Source organism: Pseudomonas sp. 2822-15 (assembly GCF_002742515.1).
GTDB classification, from domain to species: domain Bacteria; phylum Pseudomonadota; class Gammaproteobacteria; order Pseudomonadales; family Pseudomonadaceae; genus Aquipseudomonas; species Aquipseudomonas salomonii.
Genome location: NZ_LJRY01000156.1, coordinates 402,515 through 422,494 on the forward strand (window position 1 = coordinate 402,515; position 19,980 = coordinate 422,494).

32 protein-coding genes are annotated in these 19,980 nt (G+C 57.7%); 3 read left to right on the top strand and 29 right to left on the bottom strand.

All coding sequences use genetic code 11. From position 1 onward, the window contains the following. Positions 1 to 139 precede the first annotated feature (139 nt). From recX to AOA59_RS03700, 29 genes are all read right to left on the bottom strand, one after another. Positions 140 to 607 (bottom strand): recombination regulator RecX, encoded by a 468-nt coding sequence (gene recX / locus AOA59_RS03575; protein ID WP_034118389.1) that lies wholly within the window; start codon positions 605 to 607, stop codon positions 140 to 142. 8 nt (positions 608 to 615) lie between these two features. Next, the gene (gene recA / locus AOA59_RS03580) at positions 616 to 1,674 is read right to left on the bottom strand and encodes a recombinase RecA (RefSeq protein ID WP_048720087.1); all 1,059 of its coding nucleotides are present in this window, start codon (positions 1,672 to 1,674) and stop codon (positions 616 to 618) included. A gap of 83 nt (positions 1,675 to 1,757) precedes the next feature. Further along, a complete protein-coding gene (locus AOA59_RS03585; protein ID WP_065928928.1) occupies positions 1,758 to 2,258 on the bottom strand; it encodes a CinA family protein in 501 nt (166 codons plus the stop codon). Positions 2,259 to 2,366: 108 nt separating this feature from the next. Then, positions 2,367 to 2,924: a glycoside hydrolase family 19 protein gene (locus tag AOA59_RS03590; protein WP_099485954.1), complete on the bottom strand. Its 558-nt coding sequence runs from the start codon at positions 2,922 to 2,924 to the stop codon at positions 2,367 to 2,369. A gap of 54 nt (positions 2,925 to 2,978) precedes the next feature. Next, positions 2,979 to 3,740: an N-acetylmuramoyl-L-alanine amidase gene (locus tag AOA59_RS03595; RefSeq protein WP_099485956.1), complete on the bottom strand. Its 762-nt coding sequence runs from the start codon at positions 3,738 to 3,740 to the stop codon at positions 2,979 to 2,981. A gap of 132 nt (positions 3,741 to 3,872) precedes the next feature. After that, entirely contained in the window at positions 3,873 to 4,064 is a 192-nt protein-coding gene (locus tag AOA59_RS03600; RefSeq protein ID WP_099485958.1) for a Com family DNA-binding transcriptional regulator, read from the bottom strand. A 77-nt stretch (positions 4,065 to 4,141) separates the two neighbouring features. Next, on the bottom strand, positions 4,142 to 4,339 hold the full coding sequence (locus tag AOA59_RS03605) for a hypothetical protein (protein ID WP_056857599.1): 198 nt from the start codon (positions 4,337 to 4,339) through the stop codon (positions 4,142 to 4,144). Positions 4,340 to 4,467: 128 nt separating this feature from the next. Continuing rightward, the gene (locus tag AOA59_RS32365; protein ID WP_158235224.1) at positions 4,468 to 4,644 is read right to left on the bottom strand and encodes a hypothetical protein; all 177 of its coding nucleotides are present in this window, start codon (positions 4,642 to 4,644) and stop codon (positions 4,468 to 4,470) included. A gap of 157 nt (positions 4,645 to 4,801) precedes the next feature. Beyond that, positions 4,802 to 5,764: a hypothetical protein gene (locus tag AOA59_RS03610; protein ID WP_065928925.1), complete on the bottom strand. Its 963-nt coding sequence runs from the start codon at positions 5,762 to 5,764 to the stop codon at positions 4,802 to 4,804. 38 nt (positions 5,765 to 5,802) lie between these two features. Continuing rightward, entirely contained in the window at positions 5,803 to 5,961 is a 159-nt protein-coding gene (locus tag AOA59_RS03615; RefSeq protein WP_074854399.1) for a Com family DNA-binding transcriptional regulator, read from the bottom strand. A gap of 47 nt (positions 5,962 to 6,008) precedes the next feature. Continuing rightward, on the bottom strand, positions 6,009 to 7,019 hold the full coding sequence (locus tag AOA59_RS03620) for a contractile injection system protein, VgrG/Pvc8 family (RefSeq protein WP_069786213.1): 1,011 nt from the start codon (positions 7,017 to 7,019) through the stop codon (positions 6,009 to 6,011). A 9-nt stretch (positions 7,020 to 7,028) separates the two neighbouring features. Continuing rightward, positions 7,029 to 7,241, bottom strand: coding sequence for a tail protein X (locus AOA59_RS03625; protein ID WP_099485960.1), 213 nt, complete (start codon positions 7,239 to 7,241; stop codon positions 7,029 to 7,031). Then, positions 7,234 to 7,617, bottom strand: coding sequence for a phage tail protein (locus tag AOA59_RS03630; RefSeq protein ID WP_099485962.1), 384 nt, complete (start codon positions 7,615 to 7,617; stop codon positions 7,234 to 7,236). The genes AOA59_RS03625 and AOA59_RS03630 overlap by 8 nt, the downstream gene beginning before the upstream one ends. After that, on the bottom strand, positions 7,617 to 9,095 hold the full coding sequence (locus tag AOA59_RS03635) for a tail tape measure protein (protein WP_099485964.1): 1,479 nt from the start codon (positions 9,093 to 9,095) through the stop codon (positions 7,617 to 7,619). Before AOA59_RS03635 ends, AOA59_RS03630 begins: the two co-directional genes overlap by 1 nt. A gap of 127 nt (positions 9,096 to 9,222) precedes the next feature. After that, positions 9,223 to 9,795 carry a phage tail assembly protein gene (locus tag AOA59_RS03640; RefSeq protein WP_099485966.1) on the bottom strand — a complete coding sequence of 191 codons (573 nt, stop codon included), beginning with the start codon at positions 9,793 to 9,795 and terminating at the stop codon, positions 9,223 to 9,225. Between the two features lie 154 nt (positions 9,796 to 9,949). Next, the gene (locus AOA59_RS03645) at positions 9,950 to 10,456 is read right to left on the bottom strand and encodes a phage major tail tube protein (protein ID WP_058421630.1); all 507 of its coding nucleotides are present in this window, start codon (positions 10,454 to 10,456) and stop codon (positions 9,950 to 9,952) included. Next, positions 10,456 to 11,622, bottom strand: a complete 1,167-nt coding sequence (locus tag AOA59_RS03650) for a hypothetical protein (protein ID WP_058421629.1) — start codon at positions 11,620 to 11,622, stop codon at positions 10,456 to 10,458. Before AOA59_RS03650 ends, AOA59_RS03645 begins: the two co-directional genes overlap by 1 nt. A 2-nt stretch (positions 11,623 to 11,624) precedes the next feature. Beyond that, the gene (locus tag AOA59_RS32625; protein ID WP_178076233.1) at positions 11,625 to 11,798 is read right to left on the bottom strand and encodes a hypothetical protein; all 174 of its coding nucleotides are present in this window, start codon (positions 11,796 to 11,798) and stop codon (positions 11,625 to 11,627) included. 84 nt (positions 11,799 to 11,882) lie between these two features. Then, positions 11,883 to 12,140: a tail fiber assembly protein gene (locus tag AOA59_RS03655; RefSeq protein WP_099485968.1), complete on the bottom strand. Its 258-nt coding sequence runs from the start codon at positions 12,138 to 12,140 to the stop codon at positions 11,883 to 11,885. 11 nt (positions 12,141 to 12,151) lie between these two features. Beyond that, positions 12,152 to 12,772, bottom strand: coding sequence for a hypothetical protein (locus tag AOA59_RS03660; RefSeq protein WP_099485970.1), 621 nt, complete (start codon positions 12,770 to 12,772; stop codon positions 12,152 to 12,154). A 27-nt stretch (positions 12,773 to 12,799) separates the two neighbouring features. Next, positions 12,800 to 13,333 carry a hypothetical protein gene (locus tag AOA59_RS03665; RefSeq protein WP_099485972.1) on the bottom strand — a complete coding sequence of 178 codons (534 nt, stop codon included), beginning with the start codon at positions 13,331 to 13,333 and terminating at the stop codon, positions 12,800 to 12,802. Beyond that, positions 13,330 to 14,058 (bottom strand): phage tail protein I, encoded by a 729-nt coding sequence (locus tag AOA59_RS03670; protein WP_099485974.1) that lies wholly within the window; start codon positions 14,056 to 14,058, stop codon positions 13,330 to 13,332. Before AOA59_RS03670 ends, AOA59_RS03665 begins: the two co-directional genes overlap by 4 nt. Further along, positions 14,055 to 15,050, bottom strand: coding sequence for a baseplate J/gp47 family protein (locus AOA59_RS03675; RefSeq protein WP_099485976.1), 996 nt, complete (start codon positions 15,048 to 15,050; stop codon positions 14,055 to 14,057). The genes AOA59_RS03670 and AOA59_RS03675 overlap by 4 nt, the downstream gene beginning before the upstream one ends. Continuing rightward, on the bottom strand, positions 15,047 to 15,379 hold the full coding sequence (locus tag AOA59_RS03680) for a hypothetical protein (protein WP_053254663.1): 333 nt from the start codon (positions 15,377 to 15,379) through the stop codon (positions 15,047 to 15,049). Before AOA59_RS03680 ends, AOA59_RS03675 begins: the two co-directional genes overlap by 4 nt. Positions 15,380 to 15,388: 9 nt before the next feature. Then, positions 15,389 to 16,000, bottom strand: a complete 612-nt coding sequence (locus tag AOA59_RS03685; protein WP_099485978.1) for a phage baseplate assembly protein V — start codon at positions 15,998 to 16,000, stop codon at positions 15,389 to 15,391. 3 nt (positions 16,001 to 16,003) lie between these two features. Continuing rightward, entirely contained in the window at positions 16,004 to 16,519 is a 516-nt protein-coding gene (locus tag AOA59_RS03690; RefSeq protein ID WP_099485980.1) for a hypothetical protein, read from the bottom strand. 23 nt (positions 16,520 to 16,542) lie between these two features. Continuing rightward, positions 16,543 to 16,881 carry a phage holin family protein gene (locus AOA59_RS03695; protein WP_053254660.1) on the bottom strand — a complete coding sequence of 113 codons (339 nt, stop codon included), beginning with the start codon at positions 16,879 to 16,881 and terminating at the stop codon, positions 16,543 to 16,545. Between the two features lie 285 nt (positions 16,882 to 17,166). Continuing rightward, positions 17,167 to 17,325: a hypothetical protein gene (locus AOA59_RS32370; RefSeq protein WP_158235225.1), complete on the bottom strand. Its 159-nt coding sequence runs from the start codon at positions 17,323 to 17,325 to the stop codon at positions 17,167 to 17,169. A gap of 148 nt (positions 17,326 to 17,473) precedes the next feature. Continuing rightward, positions 17,474 to 18,208 carry an XRE family transcriptional regulator gene (locus AOA59_RS03700; protein ID WP_099485983.1) on the bottom strand — a complete coding sequence of 245 codons (735 nt, stop codon included), beginning with the start codon at positions 18,206 to 18,208 and terminating at the stop codon, positions 17,474 to 17,476. Positions 18,209 to 18,397: 189 nt separating this feature from the next. Here AOA59_RS03700 and AOA59_RS03705 point away from each other — a divergent pair, with 189 nt between their 5' ends. The 3 genes from AOA59_RS03705 to AOA59_RS03710 all read left to right on the top strand — a co-directional run bounded on the left by AOA59_RS03705 (position 18,398) and on the right by AOA59_RS03710 (position 19,868). Next, positions 18,398 to 19,108, top strand: a complete 711-nt coding sequence (locus AOA59_RS03705) for a zeta toxin family protein (RefSeq protein ID WP_099486307.1) — start codon at positions 18,398 to 18,400, stop codon at positions 19,106 to 19,108. An 11-nt stretch (positions 19,109 to 19,119) separates the two neighbouring features. Next, positions 19,120 to 19,287 (top strand): hypothetical protein, encoded by a 168-nt coding sequence (locus AOA59_RS32630; RefSeq protein ID WP_178076234.1) that lies wholly within the window; start codon positions 19,120 to 19,122, stop codon positions 19,285 to 19,287. 299 nt (positions 19,288 to 19,586) lie between these two features. Beyond that, complete coding sequence (locus AOA59_RS03710; protein WP_099485985.1) at positions 19,587 to 19,868, top strand: DUF3077 domain-containing protein; 282 nt, start codon at positions 19,587 to 19,589, stop codon at positions 19,866 to 19,868. The last annotated feature ends 112 nt before the right edge of the window (positions 19,869 to 19,980 follow it).

The window sequence follows — 19,980 nt, forward strand, 5'->3', positions numbered from 1 at the left end:
CATCTCAGCAGCCAACACAATCCGATGTGGGAGCTGGCTCGCCTGCGATAGCGGTTTGCAAGCTAGCTTATAGGTTGCTGACCCACTGCTATCGCAGGCAAGCCAGCTCCCACATTTAGATTTTTACCAGCCTGAAGACTTAATCGTCCATGTCTCGGCCGCTGAGCAACCGACTGATCATGTCCATCGAAAACCCACGATAACTCAGGAAGCGACCTTGCTTTGCACGCTCCCTGGCATCAATCGGCAAATGGCCGGCAAACTTGCGCCGCCAGGTATCTTCCAACTGCGACTGCCAACTGATACCGCACTCACGCAGGGCAAGGTCGATATCGGCACGTTGCAGGCCACGCTGGCTCAGCTCTTCACGAATTCGCGCTGGGCCGTAGCCGGAGCGCGCGCGGTAGGAGACAAAGCTTTCAAGGTAACGGGCTTCGGAAAGCAGCCCCTCTTCCGTCAAACGGTCCAGGGCTGTTTCGATCATCTCGGGCTCTGCACCGCGCTGACGCAGTTTACGCGTCAGCTCGACTCGACCATGCTCGCGGCGAGCGAGCAGGTCCATCGCGGTGCGCCGAACGGCGACGAGTGTATCCAGTACCACAGTCATCGTTTGCTTCAGATATCAGTGTCAGCTTCTTCCACTTCTTCAACCGGCTCGCGGTTGGCAGCAGCTTTCACGTCCGGCGCTGGGGTCAGCAGCTTGTCGCGAATCTGCTTCTCAAGCGTGGCAGCAATATCCGGGTTGTCCGCCAGGAACTTGGCCGAGTTGGCCTTGCCCTGACCGATCTTGCTGCCGTTGTAGGCATACCAGGCACCGGACTTCTCGACGAAACCGTGCAGTACGCCCAGGTCGATCATCTCGCCGTTCAGGTAGATACCCTTGCCGTAGAGAATCTGGAACTCAGCCTGACGGAATGGCGGAGCCACCTTGTTCTTCACGACTTTAACGCGGGTTTCGCTACCCACCACCTCGTCACCTTCCTTCACCGCGCCGGTACGGCGGATGTCCAGACGGACCGAAGCATAGAACTTCAGCGCGTTACCACCGGTGGTGGTTTCCGGGCTGCCGAACATCACGCCGATCTTCATACGGATCTGGTTGATGAAGATCACCAGGCAGTTGGCGTTCTTGATGTTACCGGTGATTTTACGCAGCGCCTGGGACATCAGACGGGCTTGCAGGCCCACGTGCATGTCGCCCATTTCGCCTTCGATTTCAGCTTTCGGTACCAGGGCAGCCACGGAGTCGACCACGATCACGTCGATGGCGTTGGAGCGCACCAGCATGTCGGTGATTTCCAGGGCTTGCTCACCGGTGTCCGGCTGGGAAACCAGCAGGTCGTCAACGTTGACGCCCAGCTTGCCGGCGTATTCAGGGTCCAGGGCGTGCTCGGCGTCGACGAACGCACAGGTGGCGCCCATTTTTTGCGCCTGGGCAATCACCGACAGGGTCAGGGTGGTTTTACCGGAAGATTCAGGGCCGTAGATTTCAACGATACGGCCTTTTGGCAGGCCGCCAATGCCGAGTGCGATGTCCAGACCCAGAGAGCCAGTGGAAATAGCCGGGATCGCCTGACGGTCGTGATCGCCCATACGCATTACGGCACCCTTGCCGAATTGACGTTCGATCTGACCCAGGGCCGCAGCCAAGGCTTTCTTCTTGTTGTCGTCCATTAAAGTCCTCACGTAATCAATAAGGCCTGACGGCCAACACCTGTATAAGTAGACAGTATTGTTCCACAAAGATCCGGGATCGCCTACCCCTGATTTTCGATTTCTGCTGCAGCTCGTCGCAACAAGCCCTCCAGTGCGGCCTTTACCGTTTGTCGGCGGACCTCGTCGCGGTTACCGGGGAAGTGCGCCAGCTCGGCCGTCACCTCATCGCCCACGCCGAACGCCAGCCATACGGTGCCCACCGGTTTGTCCGGTGAACCGCCGTCTGGCCCCGCGACACCGCTGACCGCCACGGCAAAGCGCGACAGGCTTTTTTCCTGCGCGCCGCGCACCATCGCTTCCACCACTTCCTGGCTGACGGCGCCGACCTTGGCGAACAACGCCTCCGGTACGCCCAACTGCCGGGTCTTCTGCCGATTGGAGTAAGTGACATACCCGGCCTCAAACCACGCCGAACTGCCCGGTATGCGCGTGATGGCTTCGGCGATACCACCACCGGTGCACGACTCGGCAGTGGTGACGTGGGCATTGAGCACCTGCAAACGGCGACCCAGATCAGCGGCCAGTTGAGTGATTTCCTTCACGGTCGTCTCCAGGAATGGGCGGGGGTTTGCCTACCCTACAGGAGCCTATCGGCCATGCAAGTTGCAGAGTGCATCAAGACGCTAACGGCCGACGACGCGCACGCCACCTCAGGAAACGCCCAGCACCGCCTTCGCCCGTGCCCATAGTTGCAAACGCTCGTCCAGCCCGTTCAGCCCGCCATTGATGCGCCGGGTAATGGTGGTGAACTGGTCTTTGTCGGCGAGTTCATTCAAACCATTGCTCTGCCAGAACCAGGCAGCGGACTCACACGCCCATTGCGGCCGCTCCAGCAGTTGCGGTTGCTGCAACAGACGGTCGTCGCCAAACAACGCTTGGCTGCAGGCGAGGTAATTGCGCCGCCCCGTGATCTGGATAAGCCCCCTGCCCCGATACTTCTGGCCATCGCCGTCGGCCTCGGGGGTGTTGCCCAAACGCGCCGCCAGGGTGCCGGTGTCGTATTTGCTCAGGTATTGATCGCTGCCCAGTTCTCGCACATAGAGCAACTGGCCGGATTCGTGGCCGATTTGGGCAAGAAATGCGGCCATGCGCTCAGGTGTGATGATTTGGTGGTGTGACATGGCGGCGTTTAACGCAGAAATGAAAACGCCGGCTTTAAGCCGTGAGCGTGGTAAGACTTTAACTAACTGTTGCTCGGACAGGACCATGTTGCCCTCCTCGGCGCCTAGAAATGAAGATCGAGCTTTGAGTGCCACACGAACTCAGGCGTATTTTTCATTCAGTGCATACAAGATCGCGCAGGTTTCGCAATCCAGCACGCCATCAGGGTTTTCAGGCCGAAAGTGCAGTTGAAAAGCCCGTACCAGCGCACTGAAAAAACCATCGGAAATGGGCGTTTCAATGCCATAGCCATAGCGGGAAAACGCCTGAACCACTTGGTCACGCTCAGGAATTTCGCCACTGAATTGCTGGAGGTATTTGTCTTTGACTGAATCCTCGTACCAGGCGCCGATACCTGCCTGCGCAAGGTCTTTCCAGGGAAGCTTGGGGCCGGGGTCTGATTTGCGACCGACCGCAATATCGGAATGGCCTACCACGTTTTTCGGCGACATGTCCGGGTAACGTTGCAGGATGTTCCTCGCCAATTGCTTGAGGGCTCTGATTTGCGAAGCCTGGTAGTAAGGGAAGTTGAAAACGCCGTCGACATCCGTGGCCTGGTTAACAATCTCGATACCGATAGAGGTGTCGTTCAACCCTGAACGACCGGCCCACTGGCTGACACCTGCGTGCCACGCACGGTCCTCTTCCGCCACCAGACTGAAAATCTTCTGCCCTTTGAAGCCCGCCGCAATGTAGCTCGGATCGATTGGATCCGGGATCAGATAATGCGCACTTGCAGCCCCGGTGGTCAGCGATTTGACCGAGCCAGAAAAGTCCAACGCGGTGTAGTGCAACACCAGGAAACGTACACGTTTGCCGTAAGGTTTAAGCGTGCGATAAGTGTTGTAGTCAATCGTAAACATAGAGCCTCCCTTTTTCCTATCCATCCTTTAGCTATTACGCAGCACACGCGCCTTGAATTAACCGCACGCAAATACTGCGACCTGGCGCTCTCAGAGACGATGAAGTTCAATATAGTGTTCATGTGTATTCACCTATGGAGTCGAATGACTTGTCGCGGAAGATTCCGCTTTCATGTCGCTCAAAGGCGATTGCTCGAGGCTCGCGGGCTTCACATGATTCAACGTCCCGCATCGGGAACATTTGATCTGGAGCTCTGTAACCCCACCCGTGCGGGCGAGAAGTCTTTTGCAGTTACCGCATCTGAATTCTTTCAACACCTGCAAATTCCTTTTGCTGAATTACCCTTTCCGTGGGCAATAAAAAACCCGACACAATCGCCGGGTTTGTTAGCTGATTTTACTCAGTTGTCAGGATGCTCGCTCGCTACTGAATCAGCGGCGTCCACATCCGACATATCCTCTTCGAGAGGTGCATCGTCGTCAGGCGGCAGCGGGATCTTGTCCTCATCACGCCTTGGGTCATGCCCTGTCTCGTTATCAGTGCCGCGTGTGACTTCCTGCTGAGAAATATTGCCTGGCGCATTCTTATCGATGTCCATGCTGACTCTCCTTTTTTATGCTCGGGATATCCGCGCTTGAACATGGGAGGCTGGCACGTCATGGTCAGTGCCAATCAACGGACGAACGGCTTAAGGCAAACGTCCCCGTTCAATGGCGAGGCCTGGAATTAACGATTGATAGGTCCGAAGGTGAGCCCTTTCAGGAACCAGCGCTGCTCTGGTGTAATCGAGTCGGCCTGTTTTGCATTTTCGATTTCGGTAGCACCGATCTGCGCGTAGTAGGCGCATGCAATGCCGTCGACCACCATAAATGGCTTCGCCTCTTCGAGACTTCTGAGCAGCATGCTGAACCTCCAGACACGAAAAGCCCCAGCGAATGCCGAGGCCCTGAATAGGTCCCTCATCAGCGTGACAAGTCAGAGGCTCTGAGGGCTTGGGGAAAATCAGGCAATAAAAAGCCCAGCGCGACGGCTGGGCTCTATTACGCAAGGAGATAGAAGATCATGGAGTCCAGTAAGCAATCTTGCCGCCTGCACCAACAGCGATAAAATTGCCGTTGCCGTAGGCGACGCTCCGGATATCGGTTCCTGCGAAAGTGTTGGCTTGCTGAACCCAGCCGATCCCATCCTCGGAAACGGCTGTCTTGCCGCCGTCGCCGACAGCTACATACTTGCCATTACCGTAAGCAATGTCGCGGATGATGGTTCCACCGAAACTGGTATCTGCAACAGCAGTCCAGTTAAGCCCATCGGGTGAATATGCCATCTTGCCATCCGCACCAACGATAAACATTTTCCCGTTGCAAAGCTTCATGGAAAGGATGGTGCTAGTGCCGAAGGTGCTGGTTACGGTCGAGAATGATTGCGGATTACCCGTCGCCATCTTCACAGCGCTAAGCAGCTTCCCATTCGATCCCGCAACCAACACAAAAACGCCAATGACGTTGACGCAGTACACAGTCTCGTCAGAAGTGAAGGTCGTAGTGCGCTCCACCTGGCCTGACCAATCGCCATAACGGGAAAAGACTTTACCGTTAGACCCAACCAGTATCCAGGTCGCGTCGCTGCCGGAAATTGGCTGATAATACACAATGCCTTGCAAGTCTCCGGACGCGCGAACAGTTGCCGTAATGTTTGTCCAAGCCCTTTCAGGGCGTGCTGTGCTGCCGTAGGCCACATTGCCGGATTGAGAAACGGCTTGAAGCTGTGTCCCAAGACCGTTCCAGTACAGGTCATTGAGGACCTTTGCGCTATCAGAGGTGACGACGTCCTTAAGCTTGGTCCACGCTGTACCAGTTGCGTTTCCGCTGACAAGCTGAGTGGTTGTTGGAAGACCGTTGCCACCAGCCGCATAAAACTTGCCGTCCCCAAAAACCACGCGCCTAAGCATGCCGGTGTTATCCACCGGTTGCACTTGGGTCCAAAGATCTTGCAAGGTTTGAGACGCTGAGTTTGCGTTTTCCATTTTAAACTCCGTTACTGAGCTGATTTAAGTTCAGGCCTCTATATTGGGCGTATGGCGCTCATGGGCGATGGCTCGAGGCGCGTGGCCTTCACATGGTTCAACGTCCCGCAACGGGAACATTTGATCTGGAGTTCTGTAACCTCACCTATTCGAGCAAGGAGTTTTTTGCAGTTTCCGCATCGAAGCTCTCTCAACATAAGTTCCTCCAACATCGGTGAACTGCTGCTTCGAATGACTTACCTGTTCACGCCGACAACCCATTCGCTGTAATCGAACTGCGATACCCAGTCACCGGATCGCCAACATGCACCACCTGTTTCATCGACCACTGGCCCTGCATATACGAAGGCCAGGTTTCATCCAGCACCAGCAAGCCCTCAGCGGCCAGCAGCGGGTTGCCAGGGCAATCGATCACCAGTTTCAAGCCTTCGCGTCCCACACGACGCAGTTCGCCTTCAGCCACGGCACGCGCCTCGGCTTGGTTCTGGCAGCGCTGACGCAAGGTTTTGAACGGGGCCACCCCCACCTCGACTACCTGCTGTTTGCCACCTGCGGCATCCCACCAGGTCACGCGGCTGCCCATGTATTTGGAGCGAGACGTTTCGTCGAGCTTGGCAGTGATGAAGGCCTGGTCACCGGGGCGATTATCCTGGGTCACGGACAGCTTCACCTGCGGTAATAGTTGGCCGGAAAGCGATTTAACCTGCCCCGCCTCGGCCAGCACGTACAGCTCGTTGATTGGTTTGGTGACCGCGCTGTAGCGCTTGGCAAGGCGGGTGATGAACGCCATGTCGCTTTCATTGGACTGGTCGATATGGGCAATCGCAATGCCTTCCAGCGCAGGAGCCACACGCGGTGAAAACCCGTGGCGACTGACCAGTTGGCGAAACAGTGCGCCCAACGTGGTTGGCCCGTAACTGGCCGACCGGCGCTGACGATAACCGCTGGCGTCGAGCATGCTGAAAGGTGCGGCTGTCGCCACGATCATCAAGCGCATGGGAAACAGCACGGGCGTGCGCTGCGTGATCACGAACTCGCCTTTTTCCACCAGCGCTGACTCCTGAAAACCCACGCGCAAACCGATCTTGCCGCTCAGGCTGGGCAAACCTTCCAGCCCCTCGATATTGAGGGTCAACTCCAGCCGGTCAGACTCGATACCTGCGGCGTCGGTATGGCTCCAATGCATCAGGCGTTGATTAAGCAGCGCGGCATTAGCGCCATAAAACTCCACGATCGGCGTAAATCCCTGTGCCATGTCGCCTCCTTAATCCCACGCCAGAACAGGCCGCACAGCAGCCGGCCGCGCTTGCATTTCCGGCACGATGACCCACACGCCAGCCGGCAGCACCGGACCGTATTCGGCCAGTAAGGGGTTCAGACGCCAAAGGGTTTCTTCCGCCGCGTCGTCGCAACGCCCCACCTCGCGGTAGAGCAGCAGGTTGACCGAATCACCGGCAATACTTCGCACTCTACGCATTGACGAATTCCTCTAATTCCAGGGTCCAGGTCATGAGCATGGCGGTGCCGTCGTCGATCACATTGCTCTGGGTTTCCACAACTGAATTGATCCGCCACAGGCCCCAGTTGCGGCCAATGCCATCGACCAAAGGCAGAGGTGCCCGTGCGTTTTGCAGCGCGCGCAGTTCGTCCAATCGTTGCATGCCGACGGCGTACATCGCCGTGCCGCTGAACGTGAGTTTTTCCAGCTTTTGCCCGCTCTGCCGTGACAGAGGTTTGCTGGCAATAATCGCCAGGTCAGCCCAGCCACCGTCGGTACTGCGCAGCAACGAGGAATAGGCAAAGCCTCGGGACAAACCAAAAATAAAGTCGCCGAGGACCATTTGTTGTCGCATCAATCACCTCCTGAAGGGTCAGCCAGCGCCGCGTTGCGCCGAATGCCCAGAGCGTCGGTGACCATCGGCATGCACTGAAATTGCAGGGCCTGGATCACCTGATTGACGACTTGCTGGGCGTCGGCCGGGTTGACGCCGGTGATCTGGATGCTCGGGGCAAGGGTGACTTGCACGTTGTCCGTGCGCGCGGCATTGAGCTCTTTGCTCACCGCACCAGGCGCGGGCAGGCGATCATTTGTGCTGAACAATTTCTCGCCAAGCCAGGTGCCCGCCTCACTGCCGAGCAGGCCGCCAATTGCGCCACCGACGGCGGTGCCGACACCGGGAAAAATCAGCGTGCCGATGGCGGCACCGGCGGAGGCGCCGGCCCAGGCGCCACCGGCCGAGGTAAGGCCTGCACCGACAGCTTTGGCGTCACCGTTACGTACGCCCTGCACCACGTCCATAGCGGTGTCGACGTACCTCAGTGGGCCGAGGCGGCGGGCGGCGGACGACTCCAGCTTTGCCAACGCTCCCGATAACCCGGCCGTCAGGCCTTTGGACGTGCCACGCGCCACGGTCCGTTTTGCCGCAGGCGCCGCATAGGCAGTAAACGAACTCACCGGAGACCGGGTAGAGGCTTGCGCCGCTCGCTTGCTGTCGAACGCAAGCAGTGGTTGACCCATGACATTGACCGGGAGCGGGACCTTGGCAGCAGGGGCGGAACCTTGCGATTTGATATCGGCCGACGTTCTGACCAGGCTGGTTTTAACCTCACGTGATCTGGATTGTCGGGTCTTTTTACGCGCGCCGCGCGGCTTGCTTGCAGTGCCCTTGGGCCGCGCTTTGTCTTTCTTTCTGGTGGTCTCGCCGACGCTTTCAGGCATCTGCGCGGCGGCTGTTTCAAGTGGGCCACGAATATCCGCTGGCAGCGCTCCCGTGCAGCAGCACTCCTTGCCTTTGCCCGCATCCTTGTCTTTGCCTTTGTCTTCTTTAAGCCACTTGGCGGCGGTCGGGAAACGGTCGGCCACCGCATCCAGCGCGCGGCCGGAAATCCTGTCCTTGGCCTTGTCCCACAAACCGCTGAGCACTTCCTTACCGACGAACTTGGCGGCATCCGCGCCTAGCTCAAGGCCTTGGTCGGTCCAGGAGCGGGGAACGGGCTCAGGCTTCACCGGCTCGCCCGTGGCGGTTGCGGTGCTGGCATGGGTGGACTGGGTTGCCAGCGAACTTCCGGTAATAAACAGTGTGCTGGTGAGCGTCTCCAACGCCTCGCGCAAACGGACCTGCTCTTGTGTCAGCGTGTTGATGTCCACACTGACGGTAACCAACGCCGACGTCAGCTCAGGCTGCGGCGCAGGCTGGGGCACCGAATCCAGGCTGACAGGCGCGGCAAGGTCTGCACTAAAAGGTGCCAGCACACTGCCGAGGTCCGCATCGCCAAGCAGCCACAGCTTGTCTTCCTGGGCGAGCCGCGTTCCAAATTGACTCTGTTGCATCCCGCTTACTCCTGTTTAACGCCAAGGCGAGTGATCGCAATGTCGTAGCGGCGCAATGCTTTGCCGGCGTCCCAGTCGAGGATCTCCGCCTCATTGACCGAGTAAATCAGCGGCACCACATCGAGGATTACTTCGATGTCGCGCTGCGAAAGAAGTCCGCCGGTTGATTTAAAAAATCGTCGATGCGCTCCTGCAGTTGCGTCCAGTCGGGCACGGTCAGGCCGGCGAGATCGGGGATCATCAAACCGGTGCAATGCGCGGTGATGAACTCGGCGCGTTCTTTGTTGGTGGCGAGTTTTTTCATCACCTTGGTGGCGCGCAGGGCGGGCATTTCCAGAGACAGTTCGGTCAGGCTGCGACCGGCCGCCTCAAGGGCCAGCAACAGCTGAACAGGCTGGTCGTGGGTCGCTTCTTCAGGCTGATCGAGGAAGAACGACGCAGGGCGTGTCGACATGTCATGTACGTACTGAGCGATGCTCACGTAGTCCGGGCGCTTGAGCTGATCGAGTTCTTTTTCCGACAGGCCGGTGGCGAGTTTCGCCAGTTCAAAAAACTGGTCGTCCTCGTCATCACTGGCCCGGGCCAGCGCGGCTTTTTGCGCGGCGTAGAACAGCGGTTTGAGTTGAATCTGCCGGATCGTCGCGCCAGTGTCGGCGGTGATCGGAGACAGCAGAATGTGCAGCGGTGGCATCCAGGCCATGGGGGCAATTCCTTGTTAAGCATCTTTGAGATACAGCGCAGTCAATGTGGGAGCCGGGCTTGCCCGCGATGCAGGCGACTCGGTATGTCGGGTGCACCGAGGTGATGCCATCGCAGGCAAGCCAGCTCCCACATTGACCGTGCCCGCTTCGCCTTTAAGGCATCAGCACCGCACGGCGCGCATCGCCGAGAATATCGACGCCGTTGAGTACGAACTTCTGGGTGCGCACGTCGATGTCGATCACCGGAATGCCATTTTCCAGGCGGTTGTAGGTGCGGCAGGACAGCTCCAGGGTGGTGGTGACCTTGTCGCCCATCTTCAGCTTCGCCTCGGCCAGGGATTTCAATTTGCCGCCGACGGTGTGGTAGGTGAAGTAGGTTTTGCCGTCCTGGTCTTGTCCGGCTTCACGCACGTTGAGCAGGATGTCGTCACCCAGGCGCACGCCCAGGGCCAACATGATTTCCGGGCCGGCACCTTGCAGCACCAACGTGGCGCCGAGCACCTTGCCGCTCTTGGCCATTTCTTCGGCGATGAAGCGCCCGCCGGACATGGGCTCCATGTCGAACTCGATCTTCGGCGGGGTGAACTCCTCGACCGTCGCGGACAACGGCAGGCCTTGAAGGGTGGCGGCAATGGCCTGTCTTACACGGTTGGTAAACATTAGAGAACGTCCTCCAGGAACTGCTCGATGATTTCATCGCGGGCATTGAGTTGATAAATCATGTGTTCGTTCGGCGCGTAGCGGCCGTAGTCGATGACGATGAACCAGGTGCCGTTCTTGTACTTCTCGACACTGTTCAATTCCGGATGCAGGTACACGCTGCCGCCGGGGATGGTTTCATCGGCGACCAGGGTTTGCAGCCAGTCGTTGATGCGCTTGACCTCCTGGTCCATGAACGACTTGGTGAGGTTCTTGGCCATGGCTTTCTGGCCGGCCTTGACCAGCTTGCGGCTGATGGCATCTTCCAGGCCGACGTAGCTGATGAACTTGCCGGTGATGGAGCGGTTACCCAGCAGCGAAAAACCGCCGAGGATAGTGCGCGCGTAGTAGCTCACGCCGTAACGGTTGAGCAGGTCGCCTTCGGTGGAAGTGTCGAGGATGTTGTACTCGACCACGCGGGAAACGTCCTCGGCGAAGGTCACCTGGTTACCAGGGCTTTCCCATTGCTTGACCTTGGCCAACGCGGCGATGGCCAACGAGGATGGCGCCAGGAACACGTTTTTCTTCGCCGCCTTGGAATACACCGACGGCAGGTTGTGCACCAGCAGGCAACGGTCGAAGCCGAGGTCGGCACCGCCCAGTTCGCCGCTGTAGGTCACCTGGTCAGCGACCGAGACGTCCTTGCCGTCCAGCACCACACGGGCCTTGATGCGCTTGCCGAAAGCCGCGAACTCACCGGCCACGGCCTTGGTGCCGGTGAAGCCTGGCGCGCCGATGATGGTCAGGTCTTCCGGGACGCTGCTCAAAGCCGCCAGGCCCAGCTTGCGGCCGGTGGTTGGCTCGTTGCCGCCGATCACATTGTTGATCGTGTCAGCCGGGGTTGCGCCCTCCTCCACGATCACCACATAAACCGGCACTTTCACCACTTTGAGGATCTGGTACACCGCCTGAAACAGCGTGCCCGACTCGGCACCGGTAGGGTCCAGCAGCGCCTGGGTGGTGAAGCTGTTGATGCGAAACGGCGCGTTTTTCGGAATCGACGCGTGGGCATTCGGCGCGGTGCCGACCAGGCCGATAACGTTGTCGCCCAGGCCACCCATGGCCTCGGGGGATTCGGTGGCATTCACAGTGATGCCGTTGTGCTCGAAGTTCAAAACCTCAGCCATGATCAATCAGCCTTCTTGGGGGTGGAGTTGAGGACGCTGGTCAATTCCAGACGGCCGGCGGTGCGCAGGGCGGATGCTTCGACGTCAAGAAGATCAAGTTCTTCGCCGACGGTGGACCAGTGGCCACCTTCGGTGGGGAATGGGGTGAGGACGGTGTAGGTTTGGCGGTTGTGCACGGGTGGAATTCTCCGAGAGAGAAACGCCAAAGCCCCTGCGTGAGGGGCTTTGGGGAGGCGAAAAAAAACCGCTTTCGCGGTGGGTTATTTCAGAAAGGTGGGCATTACGGGCCAGTCAAGCTTAGAAGGTTCTGCCGCTTGCTCTGGGATGTCACGCAAAGCCTTACGATAGGCCGCTACTTCTGCTCGCTGCGCATCAAGGGCAGGATAGTCCGGCAACTGAGTGAAGTCGGTTGAGCGCAATAGTTGATCCCGACGAGCGCGAATGGCTGCCCATTCAATTTCAGGTGTCGGCACGGCTATACCCACAGATGAACTATCTTTGCTAGATATTTCAGACATGCTCTATCTCCTTAACTAAAAACGACGGTATCTGCCAGCGAAACTTTGGTTTTGAGATCACCCAAATTAAACAGACGACCATTACCCACTCGCATAGTGTCGATACGGACTGTCGTGTAATAAATATTAGGAATCAAAATTCGCATAACAATGTTTCCGTTCGCATCAACGTAAACAGCAGGTGTCATATTGCCAAAGGTTGAAACGTTGTGCAGCGTTCGATTGGGTTGATAGCAGTACCCAACCAACGTCTCATCTATAATTTTTGCCGTCCCGTAGCTGTAACCTTTGATATTAAACCAAAACATTTCTGCGTTAACATTAAGGTTCAACGGAATCTGAAAATGCATATATACATTGGTACTCGCGCCCAAGTCGGTAGACTTGAAATCGCCTATTGCCAATGCTTCATATACACCCCCAGTACCGTAAACATGGCCTTGAAGAATGGTACTGCGAATGGTGCCTGGATAATTCGGATCCCCCTCAACATCCTTTAGGCTGCGCCACTCGTTGAACTGGGACAAGGCCCCAGCCATCGTCGCATTGATACTACCGATCTTTCCATTGACCGCTGCGGTCAAGTTATTCGCCGCTGTCACCAGCGACGTAATAGTTGTTTCTAGACTCACGCTTAAAACTCCTTAACTGTTTATGCCCTAACGGCGAGATTCCAGCGACATCACACGAAACAGCAACTCAGTATGACGCGCCATGTTTTCGATATCTGCCGTCGCCAGCACTGCAATATCCTCCCCCAACAAAATATTGAGGTTGTCACTCCCCACCACAATCGTCACGCTGTCCGCCGGCAACGGCGAAATATCCAGCGTAAACTTTTGCAGCACCCGTGCCGCCGACGCTTTATAAGTCAGCAATTTCCCAGCCACGGAATACACCGCCAGCAAGGTCCCACTGGCGAGGTAAAAACCGAACTCGCCAATTTCATACTCGGCATCGCCGTCAAACAGTGCGGCCATCCTGAGTTGCCGGTCGCCAAGGTCCTCGTAATCCACAATGGCGACCCGTTGGCGCTCATCACGCAAAGCCACTTCTGTGCCGTCTGGGTTGTAGCGGCCGGTGCCAGCCCCGATATGGGTGATTTCGCCTTTCAAGCCTTGGTTCGTTGCCTGCAGCACTTCATCCAAACCCTTGGAGGTGAAGCGCACCAGGCGCGTAATATCATCTGTCATGGCTGCGCCCTGAGGTCGTAGTCGTTAATGGTGAAGTGCCGGGAAAAACCGACACTAGTAAGCCGAGCGGCTAACCCGAATTCAGGTAACACGCATTCCAGCTGCAGCTCGCCATCAGTCAGTGGTGTGTGGGCTGCGCTGCAGAAGGACGCATTGCCGTGTAGCTTCACGTCGGGCAAAGCACCCGGTTGGCTGTCGTCCAGAACACTCAGCCCCGGATCAGCCGCTGCAGCGAGTCGCAACCCCTGCGAGGTTTCATGCACGATGGTGATCGTCGCTCGGTCGCGTTCGCTTTGTGCCGCGTTGATACGGCGAATCAAACGATTGTGATCACCGCTGGACCAACTGCGCCCGATGATCGCCTGCACGTCGAAGGTATAGGGCATCTCCCTTGGTCGCTGCTGATACCAGGCGCTGATGTTGGTGGTGAACCCCAGCGATTCCACTGCATAACTCAACGCCTTGGGCGTACCTGCCTGACGCTGGATCTGCCAGGACAAGGCCACGGTCAGGCGCTTTTCGGTTTCGCTGGCGTCGGCGTCCCATTCACTGACGCCGCGGTCGGCGGCCAGGTAAGGCAGGAATTCGCCCGGGGTTTGCAGTGGGTTCATCAACGCCGGAAACGGTGGCGTGACCCGATCTAGCAATTGCCCAAATCCCAGGTCCAGCGCCTTTTCCAGCGGTGAACTGTTGGCTGGCAACAAACTCGCTTTGTGCTCACTCATAGCGTGCGCACCTCCACCTCGACACCTGTGCAATACGGGGCCTGGAAGGCGTTGCTGATAATGGGTTCGAGCGGTTCAACGATCTGTAACTGCGCGGCACCGGCGCTGTGAATCGCGTAGTCGATCCAACTGGGGTCTACCCGCCCTTCGAGGCGATGACAGGACTCTGCGTAATCTTGCAGCAGTTTCTGCGCCGCTACCTGAGTGAGCCCCGAGTCCGGACCGGCGTTGATCTTGGCGACCACACGGATTTTGTAACGCAGGATTTGCGCAGCTTGCACGCTGACCAGATCGGTCTCCGGCCTTACATCCGGCCGTGCGAAATGGCGGCGAACACCGTCAAGCAAATCCGCGGAGGGCGTGCCGTCGCCTTCGCGAGAAAGCACCGTGACCATCACTTCACCGGGCGCTGTTCGACGCGCGTTGCCGTCCTTGACCTGCGCGGCATAACCGTCGGGATCAAAGGTGTAGCTGACCGTCACCACACCGGGCGTCGCGCTTTGCACCTTCGCCGACGGCCGTTCACCCAGGGTAAAAACCTCTCGCCGATACTGCATGCGCGAGCCGGCTGCCGGGGCATGGGGTGCCAGGTAATAACGCAAGCGAGCGTCGTCGTCACTCTCCAACGTCGGCGGCACCGGCGGAAACGCCGCCGGGTCGCCTGGATCGAGCACTTGGCGTTCCAGGCCCATGTCCGCCAGGCGTGCATCCAGGTTGCTGCCGGTGGCCCACCACGCCAGCATCTGCTTGATACGGGCATTGTATTTGCGTTCGTGGGTTTGCAGCCTTACACAGAAGGCTTCCAGGGCCAGGGTCAGCAACTCGCTTTCGTTGTCGAGGCTGACCTTGAGTTTGGCCGCGCTTTGCGGTGCTCGGGTGGCGACGTAATCGACCACAAACGCCTTGAATTCGGCCAGCAGCGGCTCGAACTCATCCACCGCAATGATGGCCGGTTCCGCCAGTTGGTTCTGGCCGGGGATCAGCATGCTCATGTCACGACCTCGAAGGTTTGTTGGCGGTTTTTCCAGGTGCCGGCGAAGCGCAACAGCAGGCCGGCGCCCTGGCGGGTGGCGACGATGACCTGGGGTTGAAAATCGCCGATGCCGTTGTGGCTGTTGTAGAACGCTTGTGCGGCGTGGCTTTGGGCGAGGATCAGCAGGTCGTCGCCGAGGTTCTGGCCGAGCAGTTGCGGGATCAGCGAGCCATACAGCGGGCGTTTCTGCCGAGTGCCCACGGGGGTGGTGAGCGCTCGGGTAGCGCGCTGCACGAATTGCAGCCAGTCATCGACGGCTGCCCCGGTGTTTCGATCGATGCCGAGCATGGGATGTCCTTATCGTGGGCTGATGACGCGACCTTGGTGGTCCACCAGCGGGCCGCTGAAGTGCGCGCCGCCAGCGTCCAGTACCAGGCGGGTGCCGTCGATTTGCAGGGTGATGTTCTGGGCGTTCATGACCAGGCTGGCGGCGCCGACCTTGACGTCTACCTGTTCGCGCGAACCGCTGAACGTGGTGGGGCCGTTGACCCAATTGAACATGTGGCTGGCGTCGTCATAGTCGCTTTGGGTGCCGTCCTGATGGCGCCTTCGGGTCAATGTGGCAACGCTGGAGACGGGCGGAAATTGACTACTGTTGAGGCCGAACAAGGCCACAGACTGCCCACCGCCTTCGCCGCCGCCGTAGTTGAGCAACAGGCATTGTTCGCCCACGGACGGGATGCGCGTTTCGGTTTGCGAACCCGCGCTGGGGTTGAAAAAACGGATGGCCGGCGTGACTAAATCACCGTGGCTGACCTTGCAGGTATTGCTGGCGGCATCGACCGACTGACACGTGCCAATCCGACAAAAACTCTCGGCGCGTCGATACAGGTCTTCAAGTTGGGTTTCCATCTCCGCCAGGCGTTCGACAATCGGCCCCAGTTGCATGCGTAACAGCGCGTCGAACATGGGCTACTCCGCCAGTGGTTTGTATTGGTCGGGATCGTCGATGTTCGACACTTCCCAGGTGCGGGCAAACAGCGGCTGGCCGGTAGGATCTGTGAGTAACACCGGCCCGATGTAAAGGGTTTGGGTGAAGGAGACAGTCCAGGTGTCGTAGTCCGTTTCAGCGGTTGTTGAAGCAACCGGAGCGGCGACGATATTTATCGGCAAATCACACTGGGCCAAGGGCAGGCCCCAACGGTTATCCAGCACTTGGTCCATTAGCTGGCTGGCCAGGTCGCAGGCATCAAACGGCAGTGCACCCGGCGCCACCATGGCCCTGAGAGAAACGGTCAGGGCGTGCGCCTTGCGCCCTTCGCGAGAGCGAATGCCCGGGCCATTGCCTTCGACCGTGATCAACACGCCGGTTTTATCCAAGGCGCCCTGAAAATCCTGGTGATTGCCGACCTTCAAGTCGGGGAAGGCCGCGTGCAGCGCCGCGCCGATGGCGAGGGGCAGTTGGGAGGGTTTTTCGATAAGGATCATAGTAAGTAGCGTCCTTGCAACGGTTACTGCGGGTCTTGGCCGGAGCCTTGGTTGACCCCGATGCGCTTGGCCGCCCAGCGTTCATAAAGGCCGATGGCGACATCGGCACCGGCCATTGCGGTGAGGCAACCAATCGCGCCGGCGGTCCAGATCGACATGCCGGCGGCGTAGCACAGCATCAAGGCTGAAACCCCGCAGACCATGCACGCCCCGGAGCGCAAAGCCAGGCGGCGGATCAGCGACCAACCACGCGCGCCCTCCTTGTCGGCGCGCCACATTTCGCCGGAGACCCCGCCGATCACTGCCAATACGATGACCAGCCAGATAGGCATTTCCGCTAACGCTTGTTGTTCATTTGTCATGTCACGCCTCCTGGCTGAGCACTTAATAGTCCATTTTTCATTCACACATGCTTCGATAGGTCGGCATTCCAAAAAGCCCGGTTGCCCGGGCTTTTCAGTAATGATGTCCTCGAACGTTCGGCGCTACTGGCGCGGTACGGTTCTTTCCTCAATGTTTTTCCGACCACGATCCCTGTCTGCCGGATAACTGCTTCTGGTGCTTTACGCTGCACACCCGGGTCAGTTGCCAACCCTCTGAACCGTTAAGGCCGGTTCATCGCTGCCTGTTTTTTTAAAGCGGTGTAACTAAAGAGCGTCGGCATCCTTGCCGGTGTTGCCTGGCATCCCTGCCATCGCTTCGATGGCGTCCTTGCCGATGTTGCGTGGCTTCCTTGTCACTTTCCTTGGCAGCATCCTTGCCGCCGCCACCACCTTGCTGGCTGGCTTGAGATGGAGAATATGCATGTATGCATATACAGTCAATGCATAAATGCATTTATTTTCACTAATTGAATGCATCAGTGCATTGAGAGCCTGATGGACCAGGGGTTTACCGGTTTTTTAAGGCCGAAAAAAGCCCGCACGGGGGCGGGCTTTGTCTTACGCGAGGAGGTTAACGGGCGTACATGCCCCACCAGAACACATGGCCGAGGATGCTGATTTGCTCATCCTGAATGTCCTGGAAGCCGTAATCCTCGTCAGGGTGTTCATCGCGATTGAAACTGCGCAGGCGAATCCCGGAAGGCAGGCGATAGAGCTGTTTCACCCGCAATTGGCCATTGTGATTGATGGCATACAAGTCGCCGTCGACGATGTCGCCAATGCCGCTCTTGCCCGCATTCACCCCAACCGTCGCGCCATCGCGCAGCACCGGCAACATACTGTTGCCGCGCACCGTCACGCATTTGGCCTGGTCGAACTGCACCCCGTTGTGGCGAAGGCTGCGCTTGCCGAACCGCAGGCTGGCCTTCTCGCTTTCCTCGATGACGAATCTTCCTGATCCAGCAGCCAATTCAACCTCGCGCAGAAAGGGGATCGACACCTCGTCATCATTAACGGGCGTGTCGTCGTCCCACAGGCTTATGTCCTTGAGTTCCGAATGCATCGGGTCGCGCCCGTCATCGCGCAAAGCCCCCACCGCCGCCCGCCCGCGCAGGTGGTCGGTGCTGACGCGGAAGTACTCGGCGATACGCGAGATGTGCTTGTCCGACGGATCAACGATCTTGCCGCTGAGGATCCGGGAGAGTGTGGATTGAGGCACGCCGGTACGCCGGTGAAGCTCCGTGGGGGAGATCCGGTCGCGGTCCAGCAGCTCTCTTAAGACGGTTGAAACGTTGCGTTTTTGCATAACGGCGATAGTGCCGGGAGTTTTTTGGGTTGGCAAATGCTAAATTGCATAATTTATGCAGAACAAGGATGTGTTAAGTAAAGTTTCGGCCCGTCGCGATGTTTTAACCGAGTGATAGTCTTTGACATACCGCTGGAGCAGATGGGGATGCTTCTGATGGAACACACCGCATTTCACGACACCGACAGGATGACACCCGCAGAAATCGAGACTTCAGAAGAAGCACTGCGTTTTGCGCGCTCAAATAAAAAGTCAATTGCCAGACGCCTGACAGACAAAGCGATCTATCCGTCGGAGGAGTCGCCAGTTTCCGTCTTCATGGCAGGATCGCCCGGCGCGGGAAAAACAGAGGCATCGATTGCTCTTGTAAATCTATTCGCCGACACCCCAATTCTGCGAATCGACCCTGATGAACTTCGCAACGAATTTGCCGCTTACAAGGGGCCAAATTCGTGGCTTTTCCAAAGAGGGGTATCGATTTTGGTCGAAAAAATAATTGATCAAGCGTTGAATCAACGACAGTCCCTCCTACTCGACGGCACCTTTTCGAACCTCAAAGTCGCCAGAAGTAATGTTGAACGCTCATTGAAAAAAGGAAGATTCGTACAGATCTTATACGTATATCAAGACCCCATGCTCGCTTGGGATTTCGTGAAAGCTCGCGAGGAGGCCGAAGGCAGAAGAATTCATAAAGAGCATTTCATCGAGCAATACTTTGCAGCGCGTGACGTAGTGAATGCCCTTAAGCTAGAGTATCGAGGCGACGTTCACGTGGATTTGCTCATCAAGCACATCGACAACTCTGGACGGCTTTACAAAGCGGGCGTGGATAAGATTGACTACCATATCCCCGAGCAGCATACGCGGGCCGATCTAGAGGCCAGGCTCGGGCCACCATAAGGAGCGCATTGATGATTTCGATCAAGCTAGGCTTGTGCAAAGGCGCAAAAAGCTCTTTTGCCGACTTTATTCGTGACGCAAAATCCGATCAGAAAAAGCGCGTTTACAGCGAAGTTCTGACCGAGGCTACCAAGCAGCAGAATCTCGTGATGATGAAAGCAGAGGCGAAAAGAGCCTGATTGCTCCCCAAACCGCTTTCTGAAGCCCGGCACTGTGCTGGGCTTTTTATTGGGCCAACTTATTACTTGGCCTTAGGAGACACGTTCATTATCCATGCCCCAATGTGCTTGTGGACAGCAGCATAGCGAAATCTCCATTTCCTCAGTTGCACCCACCCCACCACCACGCTACCCTCCACCCGTCGCTGCCAACTCAGCGACCGGGCCTGATAACCCGGCAAGATGCAGGCGCCAAAAGCGCCACGCATTCGTTCAACAACGAACGTGGTAGCTCTCAACCGACTATGGGAGTTTTACCGATGACCGCTACAGATCCATCCGCGTTAACCACCCTCGGCGTCACCCCCTTCTCCTTCCATTCCGACCAACCGCTATTTCGCGTCAACAGCGGCGTCTCCCTGCACGAAGCCTTGCACCACGCCTCGGACCTCCTCCTCGTCGCCAAGCAACTCGCCGAAGATGCGGCGATGACCAAGGAGACGGACCGTTACGCCTGGCCGTCGCATTACTTGCAGGAGATGGTCAAGGCGGTGGTTGATGATGTGGTGAAGGTGTTGGATTCGCCCGGCAACCTTCAGTAAATCGGGCGACAGTAAAAATGGGCGGCGCTTATATAAAGGCGCTGCCCTTTTTGTGTTTTACCTGGCCGTTTGCGACCTGCGAAGGGCCGACTTCACGTGTTAACCTTGCGCC

Coding starts and splice junctions, on each gene's coding strand:
- AOA59_RS03655 (WP_099485968.1), bottom strand. CDS start 12,140: ATGTCTGAAATATCTAGCAAAGATAGTTCATCTGTGGGTATAGCCGTG.
- AOA59_RS03675 (WP_099485976.1), bottom strand. CDS start 15,050: ATGAGCATGCTGATCCCCGGCCAGAACCAACTGGCGGAACCGGCCATC.
- AOA59_RS03635 (WP_099485964.1), bottom strand. CDS start 9,095: ATGCAACAGAGTCAATTTGGAACGCGGCTCGCCCAGGAAGACAAGCTG.
- AOA59_RS03665 (WP_099485972.1), bottom strand. CDS start 13,333: ATGACAGATGATATTACGCGCCTGGTGCGCTTCACCTCCAAGGGTTTG.
- AOA59_RS03710 (WP_099485985.1), top strand. CDS start 19,587: ATGACCGCTACAGATCCATCCGCGTTAACCACCCTCGGCGTCACCCCC.
- AOA59_RS32370 (WP_158235225.1), bottom strand. CDS start 17,325: ATGCATATTCTCCATCTCAAGCCAGCCAGCAAGGTGGTGGCGGCGGCA.
- AOA59_RS03640 (WP_099485966.1), bottom strand. CDS start 9,795: ATGGCCTGGATGCCACCGCTGCACATTCTGCTGTCTCCGATCACCGCC.
- recA (WP_048720087.1), bottom strand. CDS start 1,674: ATGGACGACAACAAGAAGAAAGCCTTGGCTGCGGCCCTGGGTCAGATC.
- AOA59_RS03650 (WP_058421629.1), bottom strand. CDS start 11,622: ATGGCTGAGGTTTTGAACTTCGAGCACAACGGCATCACTGTGAATGCC.
- AOA59_RS03695 (WP_053254660.1), bottom strand. CDS start 16,881: ATGACAAATGAACAACAAGCGTTAGCGGAAATGCCTATCTGGCTGGTC.
- AOA59_RS03685 (WP_099485978.1), bottom strand. CDS start 16,000: ATGTTCGACGCGCTGTTACGCATGCAACTGGGGCCGATTGTCGAACGC.
- AOA59_RS03610 (WP_065928925.1), bottom strand. CDS start 5,764: ATGGAAAACGCAAACTCAGCGTCTCAAACCTTGCAAGATCTTTGGACC.
- AOA59_RS03670 (WP_099485974.1), bottom strand. CDS start 14,058: ATGAGTGAGCACAAAGCGAGTTTGTTGCCAGCCAACAGTTCACCGCTG.
- AOA59_RS03645 (WP_058421630.1), bottom strand. CDS start 10,456: ATGTTTACCAACCGTGTAAGACAGGCCATTGCCGCCACCCTTCAAGGC.
- AOA59_RS03705 (WP_099486307.1), top strand. CDS start 18,398: ATGACACCCGCAGAAATCGAGACTTCAGAAGAAGCACTGCGTTTTGCG.
- AOA59_RS32365 (WP_158235224.1), bottom strand. CDS start 4,644: ATGCTGCTCAGAAGTCTCGAAGAGGCGAAGCCATTTATGGTGGTCGAC.
- AOA59_RS03590 (WP_099485954.1), bottom strand. CDS start 2,924: ATGGTCCTGTCCGAGCAACAGTTAGTTAAAGTCTTACCACGCTCACGG.
- AOA59_RS03630 (WP_099485962.1), bottom strand. CDS start 7,617: ATGCGACAACAAATGGTCCTCGGCGACTTTATTTTTGGTTTGTCCCGA.
- AOA59_RS03615 (WP_074854399.1), bottom strand. CDS start 5,961: ATGTTGAGAGAGCTTCGATGCGGAAACTGCAAAAAACTCCTTGCTCGA.
- AOA59_RS32630 (WP_178076234.1), top strand. CDS start 19,120: ATGATTTCGATCAAGCTAGGCTTGTGCAAAGGCGCAAAAAGCTCTTTT.
- AOA59_RS03690 (WP_099485980.1), bottom strand. CDS start 16,519: ATGATCCTTATCGAAAAACCCTCCCAACTGCCCCTCGCCATCGGCGCG.
- AOA59_RS03595 (WP_099485956.1), bottom strand. CDS start 3,740: ATGTTTACGATTGACTACAACACTTATCGCACGCTTAAACCTTACGGC.
- AOA59_RS03620 (WP_069786213.1), bottom strand. CDS start 7,019: ATGGCACAGGGATTTACGCCGATCGTGGAGTTTTATGGCGCTAATGCC.
- AOA59_RS03700 (WP_099485983.1), bottom strand. CDS start 18,208: ATGCAAAAACGCAACGTTTCAACCGTCTTAAGAGAGCTGCTGGACCGC.
- AOA59_RS03605 (WP_056857599.1), bottom strand. CDS start 4,339: ATGGACATCGATAAGAATGCGCCAGGCAATATTTCTCAGCAGGAAGTC.
- AOA59_RS03680 (WP_053254663.1), bottom strand. CDS start 15,379: ATGCTCGGCATCGATCGAAACACCGGGGCAGCCGTCGATGACTGGCTG.
- AOA59_RS03625 (WP_099485960.1), bottom strand. CDS start 7,241: ATGCGTAGAGTGCGAAGTATTGCCGGTGATTCGGTCAACCTGCTGCTC.
- recX (WP_034118389.1), bottom strand. CDS start 607: ATGACTGTGGTACTGGATACACTCGTCGCCGTTCGGCGCACCGCGATG.